18 protein-coding genes are annotated in these 19,388 nt (G+C 63.9%); 14 read left to right on the top strand and 4 right to left on the bottom strand.

All coding sequences use genetic code 11. From position 1 onward, the window contains the following. The first annotated feature begins 7 nt into the window (after positions 1-7). The 9 genes from J1C56_RS22380 to J1C56_RS22340 all read left to right on the top strand — a co-directional run bounded on the left by J1C56_RS22380 (position 8) and on the right by J1C56_RS22340 (position 9,031). The gene (locus J1C56_RS22380; RefSeq protein WP_214392257.1) at positions 8-781 is read left to right on the top strand and encodes an enoyl-CoA hydratase; all 774 of its coding nucleotides are present in this window, start codon (positions 8-10) and stop codon (positions 779-781) included. 135 nt (positions 782-916) lie between these two features. Next, a complete protein-coding gene (gene rpsT, locus J1C56_RS22375) occupies positions 917-1,183 on the top strand; it encodes a 30S ribosomal protein S20 (RefSeq protein ID WP_067965745.1) in 267 nt (88 codons plus the stop codon). Positions 1,184-2,018: 835 nt separating this feature from the next. After that, positions 2,019-3,554 (top strand): chromosomal replication initiator protein DnaA, encoded by a 1,536-nt coding sequence (gene dnaA, locus J1C56_RS22370; RefSeq protein ID WP_214392256.1) that lies wholly within the window; start codon positions 2,019-2,021, stop codon positions 3,552-3,554. 203 nt (positions 3,555-3,757) lie between these two features. Beyond that, positions 3,758-4,876, top strand: a complete 1,119-nt coding sequence (gene dnaN, locus J1C56_RS22365) for a DNA polymerase III subunit beta (RefSeq protein WP_214392255.1) — start codon at positions 3,758-3,760, stop codon at positions 4,874-4,876. A gap of 47 nt (positions 4,877-4,923) precedes the next feature. Continuing rightward, complete coding sequence (gene recF, locus J1C56_RS22360; RefSeq protein WP_214392378.1) at positions 4,924-6,072, top strand: DNA replication/repair protein RecF; 1,149 nt, start codon at positions 4,924-4,926, stop codon at positions 6,070-6,072. A gap of 55 nt (positions 6,073-6,127) precedes the next feature. Beyond that, complete coding sequence (locus tag J1C56_RS22355) at positions 6,128-6,886, top strand: molybdopterin-synthase adenylyltransferase MoeB (RefSeq protein ID WP_214392254.1); 759 nt, start codon at positions 6,128-6,130, stop codon at positions 6,884-6,886. 2 nt (positions 6,887-6,888) lie between these two features. Next, positions 6,889-7,371 (top strand): GNAT family N-acetyltransferase, encoded by a 483-nt coding sequence (locus tag J1C56_RS22350; RefSeq protein WP_338001485.1) that lies wholly within the window; start codon positions 6,889-6,891, stop codon positions 7,369-7,371. Continuing rightward, a complete protein-coding gene (locus tag J1C56_RS22345) occupies positions 7,368-8,621 on the top strand; it encodes an aconitase X (RefSeq protein WP_214392253.1) in 1,254 nt (417 codons plus the stop codon). Before J1C56_RS22350 ends, J1C56_RS22345 begins: the two co-directional genes overlap by 4 nt. Continuing rightward, positions 8,618-9,031, top strand: coding sequence for an aconitase X swivel domain-containing protein (locus J1C56_RS22340; protein ID WP_214392252.1), 414 nt, complete (start codon positions 8,618-8,620; stop codon positions 9,029-9,031). The genes J1C56_RS22345 and J1C56_RS22340 overlap by 4 nt, the downstream gene beginning before the upstream one ends. Before the next feature lie 261 nt (positions 9,032-9,292). On the opposite strand, the gene J1C56_RS22335 is transcribed toward J1C56_RS22340, so the two are convergent. Continuing rightward, positions 9,293-10,294 carry a 2-hydroxyacid dehydrogenase gene (locus J1C56_RS22335; protein WP_214392251.1) on the bottom strand — a complete coding sequence of 334 codons (1,002 nt, stop codon included), beginning with the start codon at positions 10,292-10,294 and terminating at the stop codon, positions 9,293-9,295. 160 nt (positions 10,295-10,454) lie between these two features. On the opposite strand from J1C56_RS22335, the gene J1C56_RS22330 reads away from it, so the two are divergent. After that, positions 10,455-11,012, top strand: a complete 558-nt coding sequence (locus tag J1C56_RS22330) for an SH3 domain-containing protein (RefSeq protein ID WP_214392250.1) — start codon at positions 10,455-10,457, stop codon at positions 11,010-11,012. 35 nt (positions 11,013-11,047) lie between these two features. Here J1C56_RS22330 and irrA read toward each other — a convergent pair whose 3' ends face one another. After that, on the bottom strand, positions 11,048-11,446 hold the full coding sequence (irrA, locus tag J1C56_RS22325) for an iron response transcriptional regulator IrrA (RefSeq protein WP_395448410.1): 399 nt from the start codon (positions 11,444-11,446) through the stop codon (positions 11,048-11,050). A 274-nt stretch (positions 11,447-11,720) separates the two neighbouring features. Here irrA and fabA point away from each other — a divergent pair, with 274 nt between their 5' ends. The 4 genes from fabA (at position 11,721) to J1C56_RS22305 (ending at position 15,947) form a co-directional block, all read left to right on the top strand. Beyond that, on the top strand, positions 11,721-12,239 hold the full coding sequence (fabA, locus tag J1C56_RS22320) for a 3-hydroxyacyl-[acyl-carrier-protein] dehydratase FabA (RefSeq protein WP_214392248.1): 519 nt from the start codon (positions 11,721-11,723) through the stop codon (positions 12,237-12,239). Between the two features lie 31 nt (positions 12,240-12,270). Continuing rightward, positions 12,271-13,494 carry a beta-ketoacyl-ACP synthase I gene (gene fabB, locus J1C56_RS22315; RefSeq protein WP_214392247.1) on the top strand — a complete coding sequence of 408 codons (1,224 nt, stop codon included), beginning with the start codon at positions 12,271-12,273 and terminating at the stop codon, positions 13,492-13,494. 10 nt (positions 13,495-13,504) lie between these two features. Further along, positions 13,505-14,317 (top strand): enoyl-ACP reductase FabI, encoded by an 813-nt coding sequence (fabI, locus tag J1C56_RS22310; protein WP_214392246.1) that lies wholly within the window; start codon positions 13,505-13,507, stop codon positions 14,315-14,317. A gap of 91 nt (positions 14,318-14,408) precedes the next feature. After that, complete coding sequence (locus tag J1C56_RS22305; RefSeq protein WP_214392245.1) at positions 14,409-15,947, top strand: putative bifunctional diguanylate cyclase/phosphodiesterase; 1,539 nt, start codon at positions 14,409-14,411, stop codon at positions 15,945-15,947. Between the two features lie 9 nt (positions 15,948-15,956). Here the strand turns inward: J1C56_RS22305 and J1C56_RS22300 are convergent, their stop codons facing one another. Beyond that, positions 15,957-16,970: a class I SAM-dependent methyltransferase gene (locus J1C56_RS22300; protein WP_214392244.1), complete on the bottom strand. Its 1,014-nt coding sequence runs from the start codon at positions 16,968-16,970 to the stop codon at positions 15,957-15,959. Positions 16,971-17,208: 238 nt separating this feature from the next. Next, positions 17,209-19,356, bottom strand: a complete 2,148-nt coding sequence (gene pnp, locus J1C56_RS22295; protein ID WP_214392243.1) for a polyribonucleotide nucleotidyltransferase — start codon at positions 19,354-19,356, stop codon at positions 17,209-17,211. Positions 19,357-19,388: the final 32 nt, after the last annotated feature.

Genomic DNA, 19,388 nt, shown 5'->3' with positions numbered 1-19,388 from the left:
GCCGGAGATGGCCTATGAAACGATCATCGTGGAAACACGCGGCAAGGTCGGGCTGATCACGCTCAACCGCCCGAAGGCACTCAATGCCCTGAATTCCCAGGTGCTGGCCGAACTGCTTGCCGCAACCGGCACCTTCGAAGCCGACCAGGCCATAGGCGCCATCGTCATCACCGGCTCGGAAAAGGCCTTCGCGGCCGGTGCCGACATCAAGGAGATGCAGGCCAAGTCCTATGTCGACGCCTACATGGAAGACTTCTTCTCCGGCTGGGAGGCTTTTGCCCGCAATCGCAAGCCGATGATCGCCGCTGTCGCCGGCTACGCGCTGGGCGGCGGCTGCGAGCTCGCCATGATGTGCGACTTCATCATCGCCGCCGACTCGGCGAAGTTCGGCCAGCCCGAGATCACGCTTGGCGTCATGCCCGGCATGGGAGGTTCGCAGCGACTCACCCGTTTCGTTGGCAAGTCGAAGGCAATGGACATGTGCCTGACCGGCCGAATGATGGATGCGGCCGAAGCCGAGCGCTCCGGTCTCGTCTCGCGAGTCGTGCCCGCGGCCGACCTGATGGAAGAAGCGATGAAGGCAGCAGCCAAGATCGCCGACTTCTCGCTTCCGGCAGTCATGATGTGCAAGGAAGCCGTCAATCGCTCTTACGAAGTAACGCTTGCCGAAGGCTTGCGCTTCGAGCGCCGGGTATTTCATTCGATGTTCTCGCTCGACGACCAGAAGGAAGGCATGGCCGCCTTTGCCGAGAAAAGGACTGCGAATTTCCGCAACCGCTGACCTGAATCGCGTTGACGTTGGCAAGAAGCTGAACTATAAGCCGCACCAACTGAGGCGCCCCCAGGGACGCCCGATTTATTTTTGCGCTCTGCGGATACCCGCGTTGCGCCCACCTAGAGATCAAAGAGAGGCACCATGGCCAATACCTCCTCGGCCAAGAAGGCAACGCGTAAGATCGCCCGCCGCGCAGCGGTCAACAAGAACCGCCGCTCGCGCGTCCGGACTTATGTCCGCCAGGTCGAAGAGGCACTGGCCTCGGGCGACAAGGCAAAGGCAGAAGCCGCCTTCAACGCCGCCCAGCCGGAACTGATGCGCGCCGCCACCAAGGGCGTGCTGCACAAGAACACCGCCTCGCGCAAGGTTTCGCGTCTGGCACAGCGGCTCAAGGCACTTTCCGCCTAAGCCCTGCAAGAAATTGGATTTCTGATCAACCCGGCCTCACCAGCCGGGTTTTTCTTTTGCCGGCATGGGGCCGAAAAAGCCGTCCCAAGGGCCACCTGAGCAGGGTCTCCAGGGGGTCGAAATTTTGCCGGCATATGCGGCTATTCTGATAACTACAACTGTTAGAAGTAGCCCTACAACCAGACTCACCGTGTCAGAATTTCCCCTGTAATTTCATATACTTACACACAGTCATCCACAGGTTGTTCAAGCTACCCCTGAGCCTCGGGGGACAAGTTGGTGTCAAGCGGATTCTTTTATAATTATTTCGGACGGCCTGCGCTTTTTTTCGATCCCCGGAAAAGGGTTTGAATCACAACGGCTTTGTCCCTTTGAGGGGTGCCGGCAAGCTTTGAATCCGGAGCCGAGGTAAGCAGATTCATTAAAAACGGGTTAGACTCGGCCTTGCCCTGTCCACAGCGATTTTTGTAAGGTCTTTTTATCGAAGGGACGGGCAGCAAGCCCTCTGCAAAGCCAAAAAATCGGCGGCGTTCTCGGCGTGGATGGAATCCGCGTCCGGGGGAGGTATGCCCACTTCGAAGTATACTTGGGGCGTGTGGGGATACACGGCATGGTGACTTTGCATCGCACCGGCGATTTCGCCGGATGGCTACGCATTTGCCTGGTGCTGCGGCCCCCGCGGCACTGGCCTTCCGAAAGCGCTGCGTGGCGCTAGGGGAAGGTTATTGGGGCTCAGCCGGAAACGGCAAGCATCCCGAATGAACATATACCGGTGGAGACGCGAGCGGCGCGCCTCCATACGGCAACGAGGACCGAAGGTTAGGGATTGCAAACAATGCAAAGCGGCATCGAAAGGGAAGCAAATGCGGGCTTTCTTTTTACCGGCGAACTGATCGAGGGCAATGCAGTGGCAGCAACCAGCGCCGCAGAGAAGAATTTTGACCGCGTCAAGACGCAGCTCCAGGTTCGCCTGGGCAGCGAGGTCTTCTCCAGCTGGTTTGGCCGCATGAAGCTCGCGGAAACATCCAAAGGCGTGGTGCGCCTTTCGGTGCCGACGGCTTTCCTGCGTTCCTGGATCAACAGCCATTATCTCGACCTCATTTCCGAGTTGTGGCGGCAGGAAGAGCCGGAGCTGCTGAAGCTCGAAATCATCATCCGCACGGCGACCCGCATGGCGCGCCCCGGCGTGGAGACCGAGGCAACGCTGCGCAAGCCGCTGCGCCAGACGACGCAGACCGCCCTTGCCACCAGCACGGCTGCTGCCGGACGCACTGCCGAACGCCCCGCCCCCACCCGCAACGGCACGGCGGACCAGGAGTTCAAGCAGAGCGTGCTCGGCTCGCCGCTCGACCCGCGCTATACCTTCCAGTCCTTCGTCGAAGGCCCTTCCAACCGCGTGGCGCTCGCCGCGGCGCGTGCGGTGGCGGAATCGAACTCGCGCTTCAACCCGCTGTTCCTCCATGCCACCGTTGGTCTCGGCAAGACGCACCTATTGCAGGCGATCGCAGCCGAGTCGCTGCGCCAGAACCCGAAGTCGCGCGTCGTCTACCTGACCGCCGAATACTTCATGTGGCGCTTTGCGACGGCGATCCGCGACAACAACGCGCTGACGCTCAAGGAACAGCTGCGTGACATCGACCTTCTGATCATCGATGACATGCAGTTCCTGCAGGGCAAGTCGATCCAGCACGAGTTCTGCCATCTCATCAACATGCTGCTCGACTCGGCCAAGCAGGTGGTGGTTGCCGCCGACCGTCCGCCGGCGGAACTGGAATCGCTCGAGCCGCGCGTGCGTTCGCGCCTCAACGGCGGTGTCGCGCTCGAAATGTCGGCGCCTGATTTCGGCATGCGCCTTGGCATGCTCAAGCTGCGCTTTGCGGGTGCCAAGAACGAAGACCCCAGCCTGGCCATGGACGAGGAGATCCTCACCCATGTCGCCCGCACCGTGACCGGCTCGGGCCGCGAGCTTGAAGGCGCCTTCAACCAGCTGATCTTCCGCCAGTCGTTTGAACCGCAGCTATCGATCGAGCGCATCGACGAGATCCTCGGCCACATCTACCGCTCGGGCGAGCCCAAGCGCGTGCGCATCGAAGACATCCAGCGCATCGTTGCCCGCCACTACAACGTGTCGAAGACGGAGCTTCTGTCGAACCGCCGCACCCGCACCATCGTCAAGCCGCGCCAGATCGCGATGTATCTGGCCAAGGTGATGACGCCACGCTCGCTGCCGGAGATCGGCCGGCGTTTCGGCGGCCGCGACCACACCACGGTGCTGCATGCGGTGCGCAAGATCGAGGACCTTTCGGGCGGCGACAACACGCTTGCCCAGGAGCTCGAACTGCTGAGAAGGCTGATCAACGACCAGGCCTGATGGTTTGTCGGCGCAGGCGACAGTTTGACGCCTGAGACTTATCCCCAGAACGCCCGTGCAACGGCCTTGGAGTCGCTGCGCGGGCTTGCCTTTCCAGTGTTTTTACTGTCAGACTCAGCACAATTCCGATCGTGTTGCGGGCTTTCCCGGGCGCATTCGAGCCCGCGAACCCGCACCTTCAAAAGAAGCGAGCCTGTTTCGTCATGCGTGTTATCCTGGAACGCTCCAACCTGTTGAAGTCGCTGAACCACGTGCACCGCGTGGTCGAACGGCGGAACACGATTCCGATCCTGTCCAACGTGCTTTTGCAGGCCAATGGCGCGAGCCTCGAACTGAAGGCAACCGACCTCGATCTCGAGATTTCGGAAGCAACGCCTGCGAATGTCGAGCAAGGCGGCGCCACCACCGTTCCGGCGCACCTGCTCTACGACATCGTGCGCAAGCTGCCCGACGGCGCTGAGGTGATGCTGAAGACCGACGAGGACGGCAACGCCATGTCGGTGGTGTCGGGCCGTTCGAGCTTCCGCCTGCAATGCCTGCCGCAGTCTGACTTCCCCGAGCTTTCGGCCGGCACGTTTTCCCATATCTTCCGGCTCGAGGCCAATGCGCTCAAGGGCCTGATCGACAAGACCCAGTTCGCCATCTCGACCGAAGAGACGCGCTATTATCTCAATGGCATCTACCTGCACACGCATGAGAGCGGCGGCAAGCTGATGCTGCGCGCTGTCGCCACCGACGGCCACCGCCTAGCGCGTGCCGAGGTCGAGGCGCCGGCGGGTTCCGAAGGCATGCCGGGCATCATCATCCCGCGCAAGACCGTGTCCGAGCTGCAGAAGCTGATCGACGACCCGGATGTCGCGGTGACCACCGAAATCTCCGACACAAAGATGCGGCTGACCATCGGCGGCGTCATCCTGACCTCGAAGCTGATCGACGGTACCTTCCCCGACTACCAGCGCGTCATTCCGAGCGGCAACGACAAGCAGCTGATCATCGACCGCCAGAGCTTTGCCGCCGCCGTCGACCGCGTGTCGACGATCTCGTCGGAGCGCGGCCGCGCGGTCAAGCTGTCGATCGCCGACGGGCTGGTGACGCTTGCCGTCAACAACCCCGATTCGGGCAGTGCCGTCGAAGAACTCGCCGCCGACTATTCGTCGGACCCGATCGAGATCGGCTTCAACGCCAAGTACCTGCTCGACGTCGCCGCCCAGCTCAAGGGCAGCGAAGCCCGCTTCATGCTGGCGGACGCCGGTTCGCCCACGCTCATCCATGACACAGCCGACGAGAACGCTCTCTACGTGCTGATGCCGATGCGCGTGTAGCGCGCACGCCGGTGCAAGAGCCAGATACGGGGGAGACGCGGAAACGCATCCCCCCGACGCATATCAGTAAGCTAACGCTTACGGACTTCCGCAATTACAGCTCGCTTTCGCTCGACCTCAGGCCGGGCGCGGTGGTGTTCACCGGCGAGAACGGTGCTGGCAAGACCAACCTGCTCGAAGCCATTTCCTTCCTGACGCCGGGACGCGGCTTGCGCCGGGCGCCTTATCCCGACGTTGCGCGCGAGGGCAGCGCCGGCAGCTTTGCCGTACATGCCGGCATCGAAGCACCATTCGGCGAGGTCGAGATCGGCACGGGCACCGCGCCTGAAGCCATGGGCGAGGCAGGACGGCGGGTGCGCATCAACGGCGCCAACGCCAGGGCCGACGACATGCTCGAATGGCTGCGCGTGGTCTGGCTGACGCCGTCGATGGACGCGCTGTTCACCGGACCGGCCGGCGACCGCAGGCGGTTTCTCGACCGGCTGGTGCTAGCGATCGATCCGGCGCACGGCCAGCGCGCCCTCGACTACGAAAAGGCGATGCGCGGCCGCAACCGGCTGCTTGCCGAGGACCGCCGCGACAATGCCTGGTTCGACGCGATCGAGATCCAGATGGCCGAGACAGGTGCCGCAATCGCGGCCGCCCGCGTCGAGATGGTGCGCCTGCTCACCGCGATGATCGGGCGGATGCCGGAGACCGGGCCCTTTCCGCAGGCCGAGCTCAGCCTGGCGGGCACGCTCGAACAGAGCATCGGCGACATGCCGGCGGTGGAGCTGGAAGAACGGTTCCGCCAGGCGCTCGCCGGCGGGCGCGAGCGCGACCGCGCGGCGGGACGCACGCTCGAAGGCCCGCACCGCTCCGACCTCGTCGTGCGCCACAAGCCGAAATCCATGCCGGCGGAGCTGTGCTCGACCGGCGAGCAGAAGGCGTTGCTGGTCGGCATCGTGATTTCGCATGCGCGCCTCACCGGCGAGATGGCGGGCGCCGCGCCCATCCTCTTGCTCGACGAGATCGCCGCCCATCTCGATGCCGGGCGCCGGGCGGCGCTGTTTTCGATCCTCGAAGAGCTGAACTGCCAGGCCTTCATGACCGGCACCGAGGCGAGCCTGTTTTCGAGCCTTGTCGGACGGGCGCAGTTTTTGACCGTCGACCACGGCAGCGTGCGGGCCACGGCCTTGCAGGATGGCCTGGACTGATAGATCGCGCCGCTACCGGACTGACAAGCCGATTTCGCAGCGATATGCTTGCGCCATGAACCAGGCAGCCCCCCTCTCCCCGGAAGAACTCGAGCGCTACGCGCGCCACATCGTGCTGCCGGAGATCGGCGGGCCGGGTCAGCAGAAGCTGAAGCGCGCGCGCGTGCTTGTGATCGGTGCCGGCGGACTCGGCGCGCCGGTGCTGGAGTATCTCGCCGCCGCCGGCGTCGGCACGCTCGGCATCGTCGACGACGACCACGTGTCGCTATCCAATCTGCAGCGCCAGGTGATCCACGCCACCGAATCGGTCGGCCTCTCCAAGGCGGAGAGCGCAAAGGCGACAATCGTCCGCATCAACCCGCACGTGAGGGTCGAGTTGCACAAGCTCAGGCTGACAGCCGACAACGCTGGCGCGCTGATCTCAGGCTACGACCTGGTGATCGACGGCTCCGACAATTTCGAGACGCGTTATGCCGTGGCCGATGCCGCCGCCGAGGTGAAGCGGCCGCTGGTGCATGCCGCGGTCGGACGCTTCGACGGCTCGATCACCGTGCTGAAGCCGTTCGAGAGCAATGCCGAAGGCCGCAGGAATCCTTCCTATCGCGACCTGTTTCCCGAGCCGCCGCCGGCGGGGCTGGTGCCGTCTTGTGCGCAGGCCGGCGTGCTCGGCGCGCTGACCGGGGTCATGGGAACCTTGCAGGCGATGGAGGCAATCAAGCTGATCACCGGCATCGGCGAACCGCTTGTCGGCCGGCTCCTGCTCTACGATGCGCTCGGCGCGCGCTTCGACACCGTTCGCTACAAGGCGGCGTGATCGTGGCAGCACAGGTGACCATTGCGCGCCTGCCCCAGGATTTCGAGCGTTGGGACGACCTGCTCGACCTGATCATGCGCTGCTTTGCCTACATGGACGGCGTCATCGACCCGCCGTCCTCGGCGCACCGGCTGACGCCTGCCAACCTGCGCGACAAGGCCAAGGACGAAGTCTGCTTCATCGCGACGCTTGAAGGGCGGCTCGTCGGCTGCATCTTCGCCGCCGAACGGAGCGACGCATTTTATGTCGGCAAGCTGGCCGTCGACGACAGTGCACGCGGCCTGGGAATCGGCCGGGCGCTGATGCTGGCCGCCGAACGCCATGCCATCGCACAAGGCAAGCCGGTGCTCGAACTGCAGACCCGAATCGAGCTCGCCACGAACCACGCGACCTTTGCGAAGCTGGGTTTTGTCGAGTTCGAGCGCACGGCGCATGACGGCTTCGACCGCCCGACCTCGATCACCTTTCGGAAGACGCTCACTTGAGCCTCGACCTCACCAGCGACGAGCGCCATATCGCCGGCGGCACTGATGGTGCGGCGATGGCGATGCGCATCGTCGCCGAAAGCGCCACGCTGCTCGGCGCGCCCAGGCTGATCCCGATCGCCTCGGCGCATATCGACGGCGCGCTCTATCACGGCGATTCGGGCACATTGTTCGCCGAAAGGCTGGTCGAAGGTGGCGCGCGCGTTGCGGTGCGCGCAACGCTCAATGTCGGCGCGCTCGATCTGATGGGCTGTTCGCGCGTGCGGCTGGAAGAGCCGCAACGCTCCATGGCGCGGCGGATGATGGAAGCCTACCGCAAGCTCGGCTGCGAGCAGAGCTGGACCTGCGCGCCCTATCAGGCCGGCCATCGCCCGGCCTTCGGCACTGACGTCGCCTGGGGTGAATCCAACGCGGTGGTGTTCTGCAATTCGGTGCTCGGCGCGCGCACCAACCGCTACGGCGACTTTTTGGACATTGCCTGCGCGATATCAGGACGGGCACCTGACTACGGCCTGCATCAAGCCGAGAACCGGCGGGCCAGCCTGGTGCTCGACGTCTCCGCCCTGCCCCCCGAGTTCCTCGCCTCCGAGATCGCCTGGCCGGTGCTCGGCAGCCTCTATGGCCGCGAGGTCGGCAACGCGATCGGCGTGGTGACCGGGGTGGAGAAAAATCCCGGCGAGGACGCGCTCAAGGCCTTTGGCGCGGCTGCCGCATCGTCGGGTGCCGTCGGGCTGTTCCATATTTCAGGCGTGACGCCGGAAGCGCCTGACGCCGCGACCGCGCTGGGTGGCGTCGAGGCTGAAACGGTGATCCGGGTGACGCCTGACATGGTCAGGCAGGCGCAAGCACGGCTGTCGACGGCTGAAAGCACCGACCGGATCGACGCGGTCGCCATCGGCAGCCCGCATCTGTCGCTGGCCGAGTTCGATGCGCTTGAGCGGCTGATGGCGGGGCGACGGCTTGCAGTGCCGATCCATGCCTGCACCGGCCGGCATGTCCTGACCGAGCTCGACAGCGACGGCCGGCGCAAGGCGCTGGAGGCCTTGGGCGTGGTGATCGTTGCCGACACCTGCGTGGTGGTGACGCCGATCCTGCCAGACCAGGCCGATGGCGTGCTGATGACCAATTCCGGAAAATTCGCGCACTATGCGCCGGGCAATACCGGTTACGCCGTGCTTTATGGCTCGCTTGCCGACTGCGTCGAGAGCGCTGTCATAGGACGACCGGTATTCGCGAGGCTCAACTCGTGAGCACGCACGCCGAAATCCTGGTCCCGGGCAAAGCGGGCGAAGGCCCGGCCCTGATCCTGTCGGCGCCGATCAGCTTCTGGGGCGGCGTCGATGCGAAATCCGGACGCATCGCCGACGTGCGCCATCCCGAATGCGGGCAATGCATATCAGGCAAGGTGCTGTTTTTGCCCGGCACCATTGGTTCGTCGTCGGCTTCGGCGGTGCTGATGGAGCTTGTGCATGCCGGCCATGCGCCGGCAGCGCTGGTGCTGCACGAGCCCGACGCCATCCTGCTGCTCGGGCTGATCGTGGCGCGCGAGATGGGCTGGCAGACGCCGGTGGCGGTGAAGTTGCCGCGAGAGGCGTTCAGCGCCTTCAAGGGCCGGCACGTGCGGGTCGACGCTGATGGGGAAATCAGCGTTTCCGATTGAGGCGGGCGGCAGGGGCCCTGCGTCCTTCGAGGCTCGCTACGCTCGCACCTCAGGAAGAGGACCGCGGGTGCTGCACCCCAGATCCTGAACCGCCAAACCCGCAGCCATAGCGGCAGCAAAAGGCGGCAGCAAACAACAAAGCCTCAAACGCTGCGGTAGCAACGCGGCAATCGTTCTCAACCTGAAGAGCGCCGACCGTCCTCATCCTGAGGTGCTCGCCCAAAGGGCGAGCCTCGAAGGACGCACGACCATACGCCCCGCTCAAGTCCTCAGTGGCAGCACCCTATCCGGCGGGCGGTGCCCGTCGACATGGGCGCGGATGTTGATGATGACCTTTTCGCCCATGTCGATGCGGCCCTCGATTGTCGCCGAGCCCATATGCGGCATCAGCACCACCTTGCCCTTGGCGGCGAGCTTGAGCAGCTTGTGGTTGACCGCCGGCTCGTGCTCGAAGACGTCGAGGGCGGCACCGGCAAGCTTGCCGTCCTGCAGCATCTTGACCAGCGCATCCTCGTCGATGATATCGCCGCGGGCGATGTTGACGAGATAGGCGTGCGGTTGCATCAGCGCCAGCCTGCGGCCCGACAGCAGATGGAAGGTCGCCGGCGTCGAGGGGCAGTTGATCGAGATGATGTCCATTCGGGCCAGCATCTGGTCGAGGCTCTCCCAATAGGTCGCCTCCAGTTCGTCTTCGACCGACTGCAGCACGCGGTGGCGGTTGTGATAGTGGATCGACAGGCCGAAGGCCTTGGCGCGGCGGGCAACGGCGGTGCCGATGCGGCCCATGCCGACGATGCCGAGACGCTTGCCGCCGATGCGGCGGCCGAGCATCCATGTCGGCGACCAGCCGGCCCACTTTTTGTCACTGGTAAGAACGCTGGCGCCCTCGGTCAGGCGGCGCGGCACGGCGAGCATCAGCGCCATGGCCATGTCGGCGGTGTCTTCGGTCAGGACGTTCGGCGTGTTGGTCACGGTGATGCCGCGCTTGGCGGCCGCGGTGACGTCGATCTTGTCGACGCCGTTGCCGAAATTGGCGATCAGCTTGAGATTGGGGCCGGCCTGTTCGATCAGTGCGGCGTCGATGGTGTCGGTCACCGTCGGCACCAGCACATCGGCTTCCTTGACCGCCGCGACCAGCTCCGGCTGGCTCATCGGCCTGTCGTCGACATTCAGCCGCGCGTCGAAGAGCTCGCGCATGCGCGTCTCGACCTGGTCGGGCAGCTTGCGCGTAATGACGACGAGAGGCTTTTTTCGACCGGCCATTCTATCCTCGACGAAGATCTCGTTGAGACCTCTTTAACCAAGACCGGCGAAACTGCAATCCGATCCATGAGCGGTAATCTGTGTAACAAGCAGTGCCGCCGAAGACAAAGAAAAAGGGTGCCCGCCAAAAGGGCGCCAAGTTCAAACAGAGGTTACGGAAGTGTCTGGTTTCGTGTCGCTCCGTCTGGCCGTCAGCGCAGCACTGATCGGCCTTGCTTTCGTTTCGCCCGGCACCGCGTTTGTCGGCCCGGCCGCGGCCGCCCAGAATGGGACGATCGGTCCGAGCGGGCTGCCACTGCCGCGATTCGTCAGCCTGAAGTCGGGCAAGGTCAATTCGCGCATCGGCCCCGGCGTCAATTACCCGGTCGACTGGCTCTACATGAAGCCAGGCCTGCCGATGGAAATCATCCAGGAATATGACAACTGGCGCCGCGTGCGCGATTCCGAAGGTGCCGAGGGCTGGATCAACCAGTCGCTGCTGTCGGGTCACCGCACGGCGATGACGGCACCGTGGCAACGCGGCAAGCCGGCACAGCTCAACCTGCTCGCCAAGCCCGAAAGCGGCGCGCGCACCGTCGCCATCATCGACCCCGGCGTCGTCGGTTCGATCAAGCAGTGCAACGGCGACTGGTGCGAGATGAGCTTTTCCGGCACCAGCGGCTGGCTGAACCAGTCGCAGGTCTGGGGCGCATACCCCGGCGAAAGCATCGAGAACTGATTTTATCCCGGCCGCAGCGGCCGGGATCGGTGGCCTCAGGCCGGGCGCTTGGGCCTGAGCCTCACCACGATATCGACGTTGGCGATTTCCATGCCTTCCGGAGGCTCCGGCAGGTTGGTGACCGTGACGGGGCCCGATTCGATATCGAACACCCGGTTTTCGCCTTCGATGAAGAAGTGGTGATGGTCTGAGGTGTTGGTGTCGAAATAGGTCTTCGAGCCTTCGACAGCCAGGATGCGCAAGAGTCCCGACTCGGTGAACTGGTGCAACGCGTTGTAGACGGTCGCCAGCGACACCGGCACGCCGGCCGACAAGGCTTCCTCATGCAGCTCTTCAGCCGAAAGGTGGCGGTCGCCCTTGGCGAACAGCAGTTCGGCCAACGCAATGCGCTGACGCGTGGGCCTAAGCCCCGCATCACGGACACGCGTTTCCACAGCAATGCTTGCCTTGTGGGAATCCACTCGTTGCCTCGTCGAAGTTTGCCTTCGCCCCAAATCCAGCCTGCTGGCGCGCCAAAATCGGATCGGCAGCCGGCAAGCTATGCCTGACATATATTCTGTCACTCAAATGCGATCAATAGCGCGCATTGACCCACGCGGACGGGCACGTTAATCGCAATCGCCGGTTTCCGGCTGCAAACAGTCTGTGCTAGTGAGAGCACACAAGAAGGGCGTGGCACCGCCCGAAACGTTGACGGGGAAGGTGTTCATGGCCGATCAGAAATCCAGCTACGGCTACGAGGAATTGCTGGCCTGCGCCCGCGGCGAGCTGTTCGGACCCGGCAACGCCCAGCTGCCCGCTCCGCCGATGCTGATGTTCGATCGCATCACCGAGATCAGCGAGACCGGCGGCGAGTTCGACAAGGGCTTCGTCCGCGCCGAATTCGACATCAGGCCGGACCTGTGGTTCTTCCCCTGCCACTTCATCGGCAATCCCATCATGCCGGGCTGCCTCGGCCTCGACGCCATGTGGCAGCTGACCGGCTTCTACCTCGGCTGGCTTGGCGAACAGGGCAAGGGCATGGCGCTCTCGACCGGCGAAGTGAAGTTCAAGGGCATGGTCACGCCTTCGGTCAAGAAGGTCGAATATGGCATCGACTTCAAGCGCGTCATGCGCGGCCGTTTGGTGCTCGGCATCGCCGATGGCTGGTTGAAGGCCGACGGCGAACCTATCTACAAGGCCCTCGACCTCAAGGTCGGGCTCTCGAAGCAGGAAGCCGCAGTCTAAGGGCTGGCGGACATTCTGAAAGGAAATCTGAATGAGACGGGTCGTCGTAACTGGCCTTGGAATCGTGTCGTCCATCGGCAACAACGCTTCCGAAGTGCAAGCCTCGCTGCGTGACGCCAAGTCCGGCATCAGCTTCTCCGAATCCTTCGCCGAGCATGGCTTCAAGTGCCAGGTCTGGGGTTCGCCGAACCTCGACACGAGCGATCTCGTCGACCGCCGCGCCTCCCGTTTCCTGTCGCAGGGCGGCATGTGGAACCACGTCGCGATGAAGCAGGCGATCGCCGATAGCGGCCTCGAAGAGAGCGACGTGTCGGGCAACGAACGCACCGGCATCATCATGGGCTCGGGCGGCCCGTCGACGCGCACGATCGTCGAAGCCGCCGAGATCACGCTCAAGAACAACAGCCCCAAGCGCATCGGGCCTTTCGCGGTGCCGAAGGCGATGTCGTCGACGGCCTCGGCGACGCTCGCCACCTGGTTCAAGATCCACGGCGTCAACTACTCAATCTCGTCTGCCTGCTCGACCTCGGCGCATTGCATCGGCAATGCGGCGGAGATGATCCAGTGGGGCAAGCAGGACATCATGTTCGCCGGCGGCCACGAGGACCTCGACTGGACGATGTCGAACCTGTTCGACGCGATGGGCGCGATGTCGTCTAAGTACAATGACCGCGCCTCGGTCGCCTCGCGTGCCTACGACGTCAACCGCGACGGCTTCGTCATCGCCGGCGGCGCCGGCGTGCTGGTGCTGGAAGAGCTCGAGCATGCCAAGGCGCGCGGCGCCAAGATCTATGCCGAGCTGGTCGGCTATGGCGCGACGTCGGACGGCTACGACATGGTCGCGCCGTCGGGCGAAGGCGCCATGCGCTGCATGCGCCAGGCGCTCGCCACGGTGAAGGGCCCGGTCGACTACATCAATACCCACGGCACCTCGACGCCGGTGGGCGATTCGAAGGAAATGGGCGCCATCCGCGAAGTCTTCGCCGGCAACCTGCCCAACATCACCTCGACCAAGTCGCTGACCGGCCACTCGCTGGGTGCAGCGGGCGTTCAGGAATCGATCTACTCGATCCTGATGATGCAGGGCGGCTTCATCGGCGAAAGCGCGCATATCGAAGAGCTGGACCCGGAATTCGAAGGCATGCCGATCGTGCGCAAGCGCATCGACAACGCCAAGATCGACACCGTGCTGTCTAACTCCTTCGGCTTCGGTGGCACCAACGCCACGCTCGTTTTCCAGCGCCTCTCCGCATAGGGACCCCGACATGGACGGATTGATGAAGGGCAAGCGCGGGCTCATCATGGGCGTCGCGAACGACCACTCGATTGCCTGGGGCATTGCCCAGAAGCTCGCCGAGCATGGTGCCGAACTGGCCTTCACCTATCAGGGCGAGGCCTTCGGGCGCCGGGTCAAGCCGCTGGCCGAGAAGATCGGCGCCTCGATCCTGGTGCCGTGCGATGTCGAAGACAGCGCCTCGGTTGCCGCGACCTTCGAGACGTTGAAGGAAAAGTGGGGCGGCATCGACTTTCTTGTGCACGCCATCGGCTTCTCCGACAAGAACGAGCTCAAGGGCCTCTACGCCGACACCACGCGCGACAACTTCGTGCGCACCATGGTGATCTCGTGCTTCTCCTTCACCGAGGTCGCCAAGCACGCGGCGGCGCTGATGAACGATGGCGGCTCGATGATCACGCTGACCTATGCCGGTTCGGTGCGTGTCATGCCGAACTACAACGTCATGGGCGTCGCCAAGGCGGGCCTTGAGGCCAGCGTGCGTTACCTCGCCAACGACTACGGCCCGCGCGGCATCCGCATCAACGGCATTTCGGCCGGCCCGGTACGCACGCTTGCGGGCGCGGGCATTGCCGATGCACGCCACATGTTCACCTACCAGCAGCGCAATTCGCCGCTGCGCCGCACCGTGACCCTCGACGAGGTCGGCGGCTCGGCACTTTATCTGCTGTCCGACCTGTCGTCGGGCGTCACAGGCGAGATCCACTACGTCGATTCGGGCTATCACATCGTGTCGATGCCGACGCTGGACGAGCTCAAGCAGATGGACGGCGGGCGCGAATAAAAAACGCCTGCTGGTAAAATTGTAGACAATCGTCAAAATCGATCTTAACGAGCGAATCGGTAGAAATGCCACGCAAGTTAGGAAAATCAGCATGTCTGCCGCCAGGAATCCCCGTCGAAGCCCCACGTTTCGACTTGTTACCATCGCCGCTTCAGGCATGGGCAGCTTCGTGCTGGGCATGTGGGCCTTGAAATTCGGCCTTGGTGACGATGTCGGCGGCATGTCGGGCGATACGGTCAGCGCGGTCATTGCCGCCCTTTGCGCACTGGCAGCCTCGATCGCGGCGATGTCGTTCTTTGCCGGCGTCGACGAATCGGCAGACTTCGTCTTCAACGAGACGCATTTCGACAAGCTGACCGGGCTTCTGGCGCGGCCGGCGATGGTCGGCAAGATCGCCGAAGCTGCGTCCGCCACGGCCCGCACCGGCAAGCCGATGTTCCTCATCGACATCGACATCGACCGCTTCAAGCAGATCAACGACGCCATCGGCTACAGCAATGGCGACGTGCTGATCCGCGCCTTCACCGCCCGCCTCAAGGCGGCATTGCCACGCGACATGGTCATCGGCCGCATCGGCGCCGGCGAATTCGCCATTCTCTATCCAGACCAGATGCTGCGCTGCTCGCTCGAAACACTCGTCGAGCGCCTGATCCACGACCTGATGCGCCCTTACCAGCTGCCGTCACACCTCCAGTCGGTCAATGTCTCGGTCGGCGTCGTCGCCATGCCCAAGGATGGTTATGACCCGGTCGTGCTGTTGCGCCGCTCGAACCTCGCGCTGCAGAACGCACGCGCCAGCGGCATCGGCGACTGGGCTGTCTTCCAGCCCGAAATGGGTCGGGTTGCCGACCATCGCCAGTGGGTGGAATCGGAACTGCATGTCGCCTTCGGGCGCGGCGACTTCGACCTGCACTACCAGCCGCAGCTCGACCTGACGTCGGGCCGCGTCGTCGGCTACGAGGCCCTGATCCGCTGGCGTCACCCCGAGCGCGGCATGATCCCGCCGGTCGAGTTCATCTCGGTGGCCGAAGAGACCGGCATGATCGCGCCGATCGGCGAGTGGGTGCTGCGCAAGGCCTGCACCGATGCCCGCCTGCTGCCGGAAGACTGCTTCGTTGCTGTCAACATTTCGCCGGTGCAGTTCATGACCCGCGATTTCGTCGGCATCGTCGAGCGGATCATCAAGGAAACCGGCATCGAGCCCAAGCGGCTCGAACTCGAACTGACCGAATCGGCGATGATGCAGGACCGCGACCGCGCGGCCCTGATCCTGAAGCAGCTGACGGCGATGGGCATTTCAGTGGCGGTCGACGATTTCGGCACCGGCTACTCGAACCTCGCCTACCTGATCGACTTCTCGTTCCACAAGCTCAAGATCGACCGTTCCTTCGTCAGCCGCATGGAAACCGACAGCAATTCGGGCGCCGTGGTTTCGACGATCGTCGGCCTGTCGCGGGCGCTTGGCGTGCGTACCATTGCCGAAGGCGTGGAAACGGAAAACCAGGCGACCCTGCTCAGGGCCGCCGGTTGCCAGGAAGTCCAAGGCTACTTCTTCGGCCGCCCAGCACCGCTCAGCCTCGGCGACCCGGCGCTGACGCAAGGCACAGAGGGCGTCGCCCGCGTCCACTGACGCTCGACGTCAGCGCTTCGCCGAATAGACCCTGAAGGCGCTGTCGACGGCGATTTCCTGAACCGACGAGAAGGCCTGCGCCAGCACCGGCTGGTAGGGCAGATGGCGGTTGGCCACCATGAACAGCCGGCCGCCCGGCTTGAGCGCCGCGGCAGCTGCCTTGATCATGCGCTGGCCGATCTCCGGGTCCGCGTCGCGATCCTGGTGGAACGGCGGATTCATCACCACCAGATCATAGCGCCGCTCGACCGGCTCCTTGGCGAGATCCTGCCAGTGGAACCCGGGCTGGACAGGCGTGCCGGGAACGTTGGCCCTGGCCGCCTCCAGCGCATCGAAGTCGGCCTCGAACAGGTCGAGCGCCTTGAGTTCCTTGGCGCGCGCGGCCACCTCGGCCGCGACATAGCCCCAACCGGCACAGAAATCGGCGACCTTGCCCTTGATGTCAGCAGGCAGGTTGTCGACCAGCAGCCGCGAACCCGCATCGACACGTTCAAACGAGAACATGCCGGGCGCGGTGCGGAAGCGGCCTTCGACCAGCATCTCCGGATTGTCGGCCCGCAGCGTCGCTGCCGCAGCCTCTGCCTGGGCGTTACGGCGGAACCACAGTGCCGTGCCGTGATATTTCGGCAGATGGTCCTCGATGTCGAGCAGGCCGCCAAGCCGCTTGCGCAGGCTGGCGATGCCATCATCCTTGCCACCGGCAACGACGACCAGCCCGCCTGGCACCACGCGCTTGATCGCCTCGGCGACACGTAGCTCGTTCAGTCCACGATGACGCCCGGCAAGCACAAGCGTGACGTCGAAGCCATCTTCCTCGGCGCGCGCCGCAACATCGTGCCCAGCGGCCGCCAGGGCCAGCACGTGAGGCCGGAAGCCCTGAACCAGCGAGAGCTTCGCATCGAAGCCCTGCGGCTTCCTGAAGCCCGGCTCAGCCCCGATGAACAGGGCACGCGTGCCCTGCCCCGGCATTGCCAGCAGCTCGGCCTCGAAGGGATAGAACAGGGTTTTCAGGGCGTCGCGCATTCTGGCTTCCTAGTCGGGCGTCCTTCGAGGCTCGCTTCAGGCAAGCACCTCAGGATGAGGGTGGTTGGCGCCACCAACCGGAGATGTTGTGGCTTGATGGAACCTGTCATGCCGTGGCCACCGAGCCGCTACCTACCTCATCCTGAGGTGCGAGCGAAGCGAGCCTCGAAGGACGCACGACAAACGAAAACGGGCGCGACCTTACGGCGCGCCCGCTTCTTATCAACTTATCAGGCTATCAGGCGGCGGATTCTTCGCCTTCAGCCTTCTTGTCGCGAGCAATTTCCTTGCCCGTTTCCTGGTCGACGACCTTCATCGACAGGCGGACCTTGCCGCGCTCGTCGAAGCCCATCAGCTTGACCCAGACCTTGTCGCCTTCCTTGACCACATCCGAGGTCTTGGCAACGCGGTCGTTGGCAAGCTGCGAGATGTGGACGAGGCCGTCGCGCGGGCCGAAGAAGTTGACGAAGGCGCCGAAGTCAGCGGTCTTGACGACCGTGCCTTCGTAGATCTCGCCGACTTCCGGCTCAGCCACGATGGTGTGGATCCACTTCTTGGCCGCCTCGATCTCCTTGGCGTTCGACGAAGCGATCTTGACCGTGCCGTCGTCCTCGATGTTGATCTTGGCGCCGGTCTTTTCGACGATCTCGCGGATGACCTTGCCACCCGAACCGATGACTTCACGGATCTTGTCGGTTGGGATGTGCATGACCTCGATGCGCGGAGCGAATTCGCCGAGCTCCGAGCGGCCTTCCGACAGAGCCTTGGCCATTTCGCCGAGGATGTGCAGGCGGCCGTCCTTGGCCTGGCCGAGCGCGATGTTCATGATCTCTTCGGTGATGCCGTCGATCTTGATGTCCATCTGCAGCGCGGTGATGCCGTTGGTCGTGCCGGCAACCTTGAAGTCCATGTCGCCGAGGTGATCCTCGTCGCCCAGGATGTCGGAGAGAACGGCGAAGCGCTCGCCTTCCTTGATCAGGCCCATGGCAATGCCGGCAACCGGCTTCTGCAGCGGAACGCCAGCATCCATCAGCGCAAGCGAGGTGCCGCAGACGGTAGCCATCGAAGACGAGCCGTTCGACTCGGTGATCTCGGAGACGACACGCAGCGTGTAGGGGAACTGCTCGGCAGCCGGCAGCATCGGACGCACTGCGCGCCAGGCGAGCTTGCCGTGGCCGATTTCGCGGCGGCCGGGCGAACCCATGCGGCCGGTCTCACCAACCGAGTAGGGCGGGAAGTTGTAGTGAAGGAGGAACTTCTCCTTGTACATGCCGGTCAGCGAGTCGACATACTGCTCGTCTTCGCCGGTGCCGAGCGTGGCAACGACCAGCGCCTGGGTCTCGCCGCGGGTGAACAGCGACGAACCATGGGTGCGCGGCAGGACGCCGACTTCGGAAACGATCTGGCGGACCGTCGAGAGGTCACGGCCGTCGATGCGCGAACCGGTGTCGAGGATGTTCCAGCGCACGATCTTGGCCTGGAGTTCCTTGAACACGGTGGCGACCTTGTCGGCCGACCACTTCGGAGCTTCGTCGCCTTCAGCGGCGAAAGCAGCCTTGACCTTGGCCTTGACCGCGTCGACAGCGGCATAACGGGCCTGCTTGTCGATGTTCTTGTAAGCGTCGCGCAGCTCGCCTTCGACGATCTTCAGCATCTCGGCTTCAAGCTCGGAATAATCCGGCGCGGTGAAGTCGCGCGGATCCTTGGCAGCCACTTCGGCCAGCTTGATGATGGCGTCGATGACCGGCTGGAAGCCGCGGTGACCGAACATGACGGCGCCGAGCATGATGTCTTCAGCCAGTTCCTTGGCTTCCGACTCGACCATCAGCACGGCGGCATCGGTGCCGGCGACAACGAGGTCGAGCTTGGATTCCTGCATCTCGTCGATGTGCGGGTTGAGCACGTATTCGCCGTTGATGTAGCCGACGCGCGCGCCGCCGATCGGGCCCATGAAAGGCACGCCCGAGAGCGTGAGGGCAGCCGAGGTGGCAACGATCGACAGGATGTCAGGATCGTTTTCGAGGTCGTGCTGGACAACCGTGATGACGACCTGGGTGTCGTTCTTGTAGCCGGCGGCGAAGAGCGGGCGGATCGGGCGGTCGATCAGGCGCGAGACCAGCGTCTCCTTCTCGCTCGGACGGCCTTCACGCTTGAAATAGCCGCCGGGGATCTTGCCGGCTGCGTAGGTCTTTTCCTGGTAGTTGACGGTCAGCGGGAAGAAGTCGAAGCCCGGCTTCGGCTCCTTGGCCGAAACGACCGTCGCGAGAACGACGGTCTCGCCGTAGGTGGCGAGAACGGCGGCGTCAGCCTGACGCGCGATCTTGCCGGTCTCGAGGATGAGCGGACGACCGCCCCATTCGATTTCAACTTTGTGGTGATTGAACATAATCTGTCCTTCGTGGCGGGAATGGCCCACGC

It is taken from the genome of Aminobacter anthyllidis (genome assembly GCF_018555685.1).
GTDB lineage: Bacteria > Pseudomonadota > Alphaproteobacteria > Rhizobiales > Rhizobiaceae > Aminobacter > Aminobacter anthyllidis.
This window is presented reverse-complemented; position numbering and strand designations above follow the sequence as displayed.

Excerpts from the sequence above, each read along its gene's own strand:
- J1C56_RS22380 (WP_214392257.1), top strand. The coding sequence starts at position 8 with ATGGCCTATGAAACGATCATCGTGGAAACACGCGGCAAGGTCGGGCTG.
- J1C56_RS22335 (WP_214392251.1), bottom strand. The coding sequence starts at position 10,294 with ATGGCCGGTCGAAAAAAGCCTCTCGTCGTCATTACGCGCAAGCTGCCC.
- dnaA (WP_214392256.1), top strand. The coding sequence starts at position 2,019 with ATGCAAAGCGGCATCGAAAGGGAAGCAAATGCGGGCTTTCTTTTTACC.
- rpsT (WP_067965745.1), top strand. The coding sequence starts at position 917 with ATGGCCAATACCTCCTCGGCCAAGAAGGCAACGCGTAAGATCGCCCGC.
- dnaN (WP_214392255.1), top strand. The coding sequence starts at position 3,758 with ATGCGTGTTATCCTGGAACGCTCCAACCTGTTGAAGTCGCTGAACCAC.
- fabI (WP_214392246.1), top strand. The coding sequence starts at position 13,505 with ATGGACGGATTGATGAAGGGCAAGCGCGGGCTCATCATGGGCGTCGCG.
- J1C56_RS22305 (WP_214392245.1), top strand. The coding sequence starts at position 14,409 with ATGTCTGCCGCCAGGAATCCCCGTCGAAGCCCCACGTTTCGACTTGTT.
- fabB (WP_214392247.1), top strand. The coding sequence starts at position 12,271 with ATGAGACGGGTCGTCGTAACTGGCCTTGGAATCGTGTCGTCCATCGGC.
- fabA (WP_214392248.1), top strand. The coding sequence starts at position 11,721 with ATGGCCGATCAGAAATCCAGCTACGGCTACGAGGAATTGCTGGCCTGC.
- pnp (WP_214392243.1), bottom strand. The coding sequence starts at position 19,356 with ATGTTCAATCACCACAAAGTTGAAATCGAATGGGGCGGTCGTCCGCTC.
- J1C56_RS22300 (WP_214392244.1), bottom strand. The coding sequence starts at position 16,970 with ATGCGCGACGCCCTGAAAACCCTGTTCTATCCCTTCGAGGCCGAGCTG.
- J1C56_RS22355 (WP_214392254.1), top strand. The coding sequence starts at position 6,128 with ATGAACCAGGCAGCCCCCCTCTCCCCGGAAGAACTCGAGCGCTACGCG.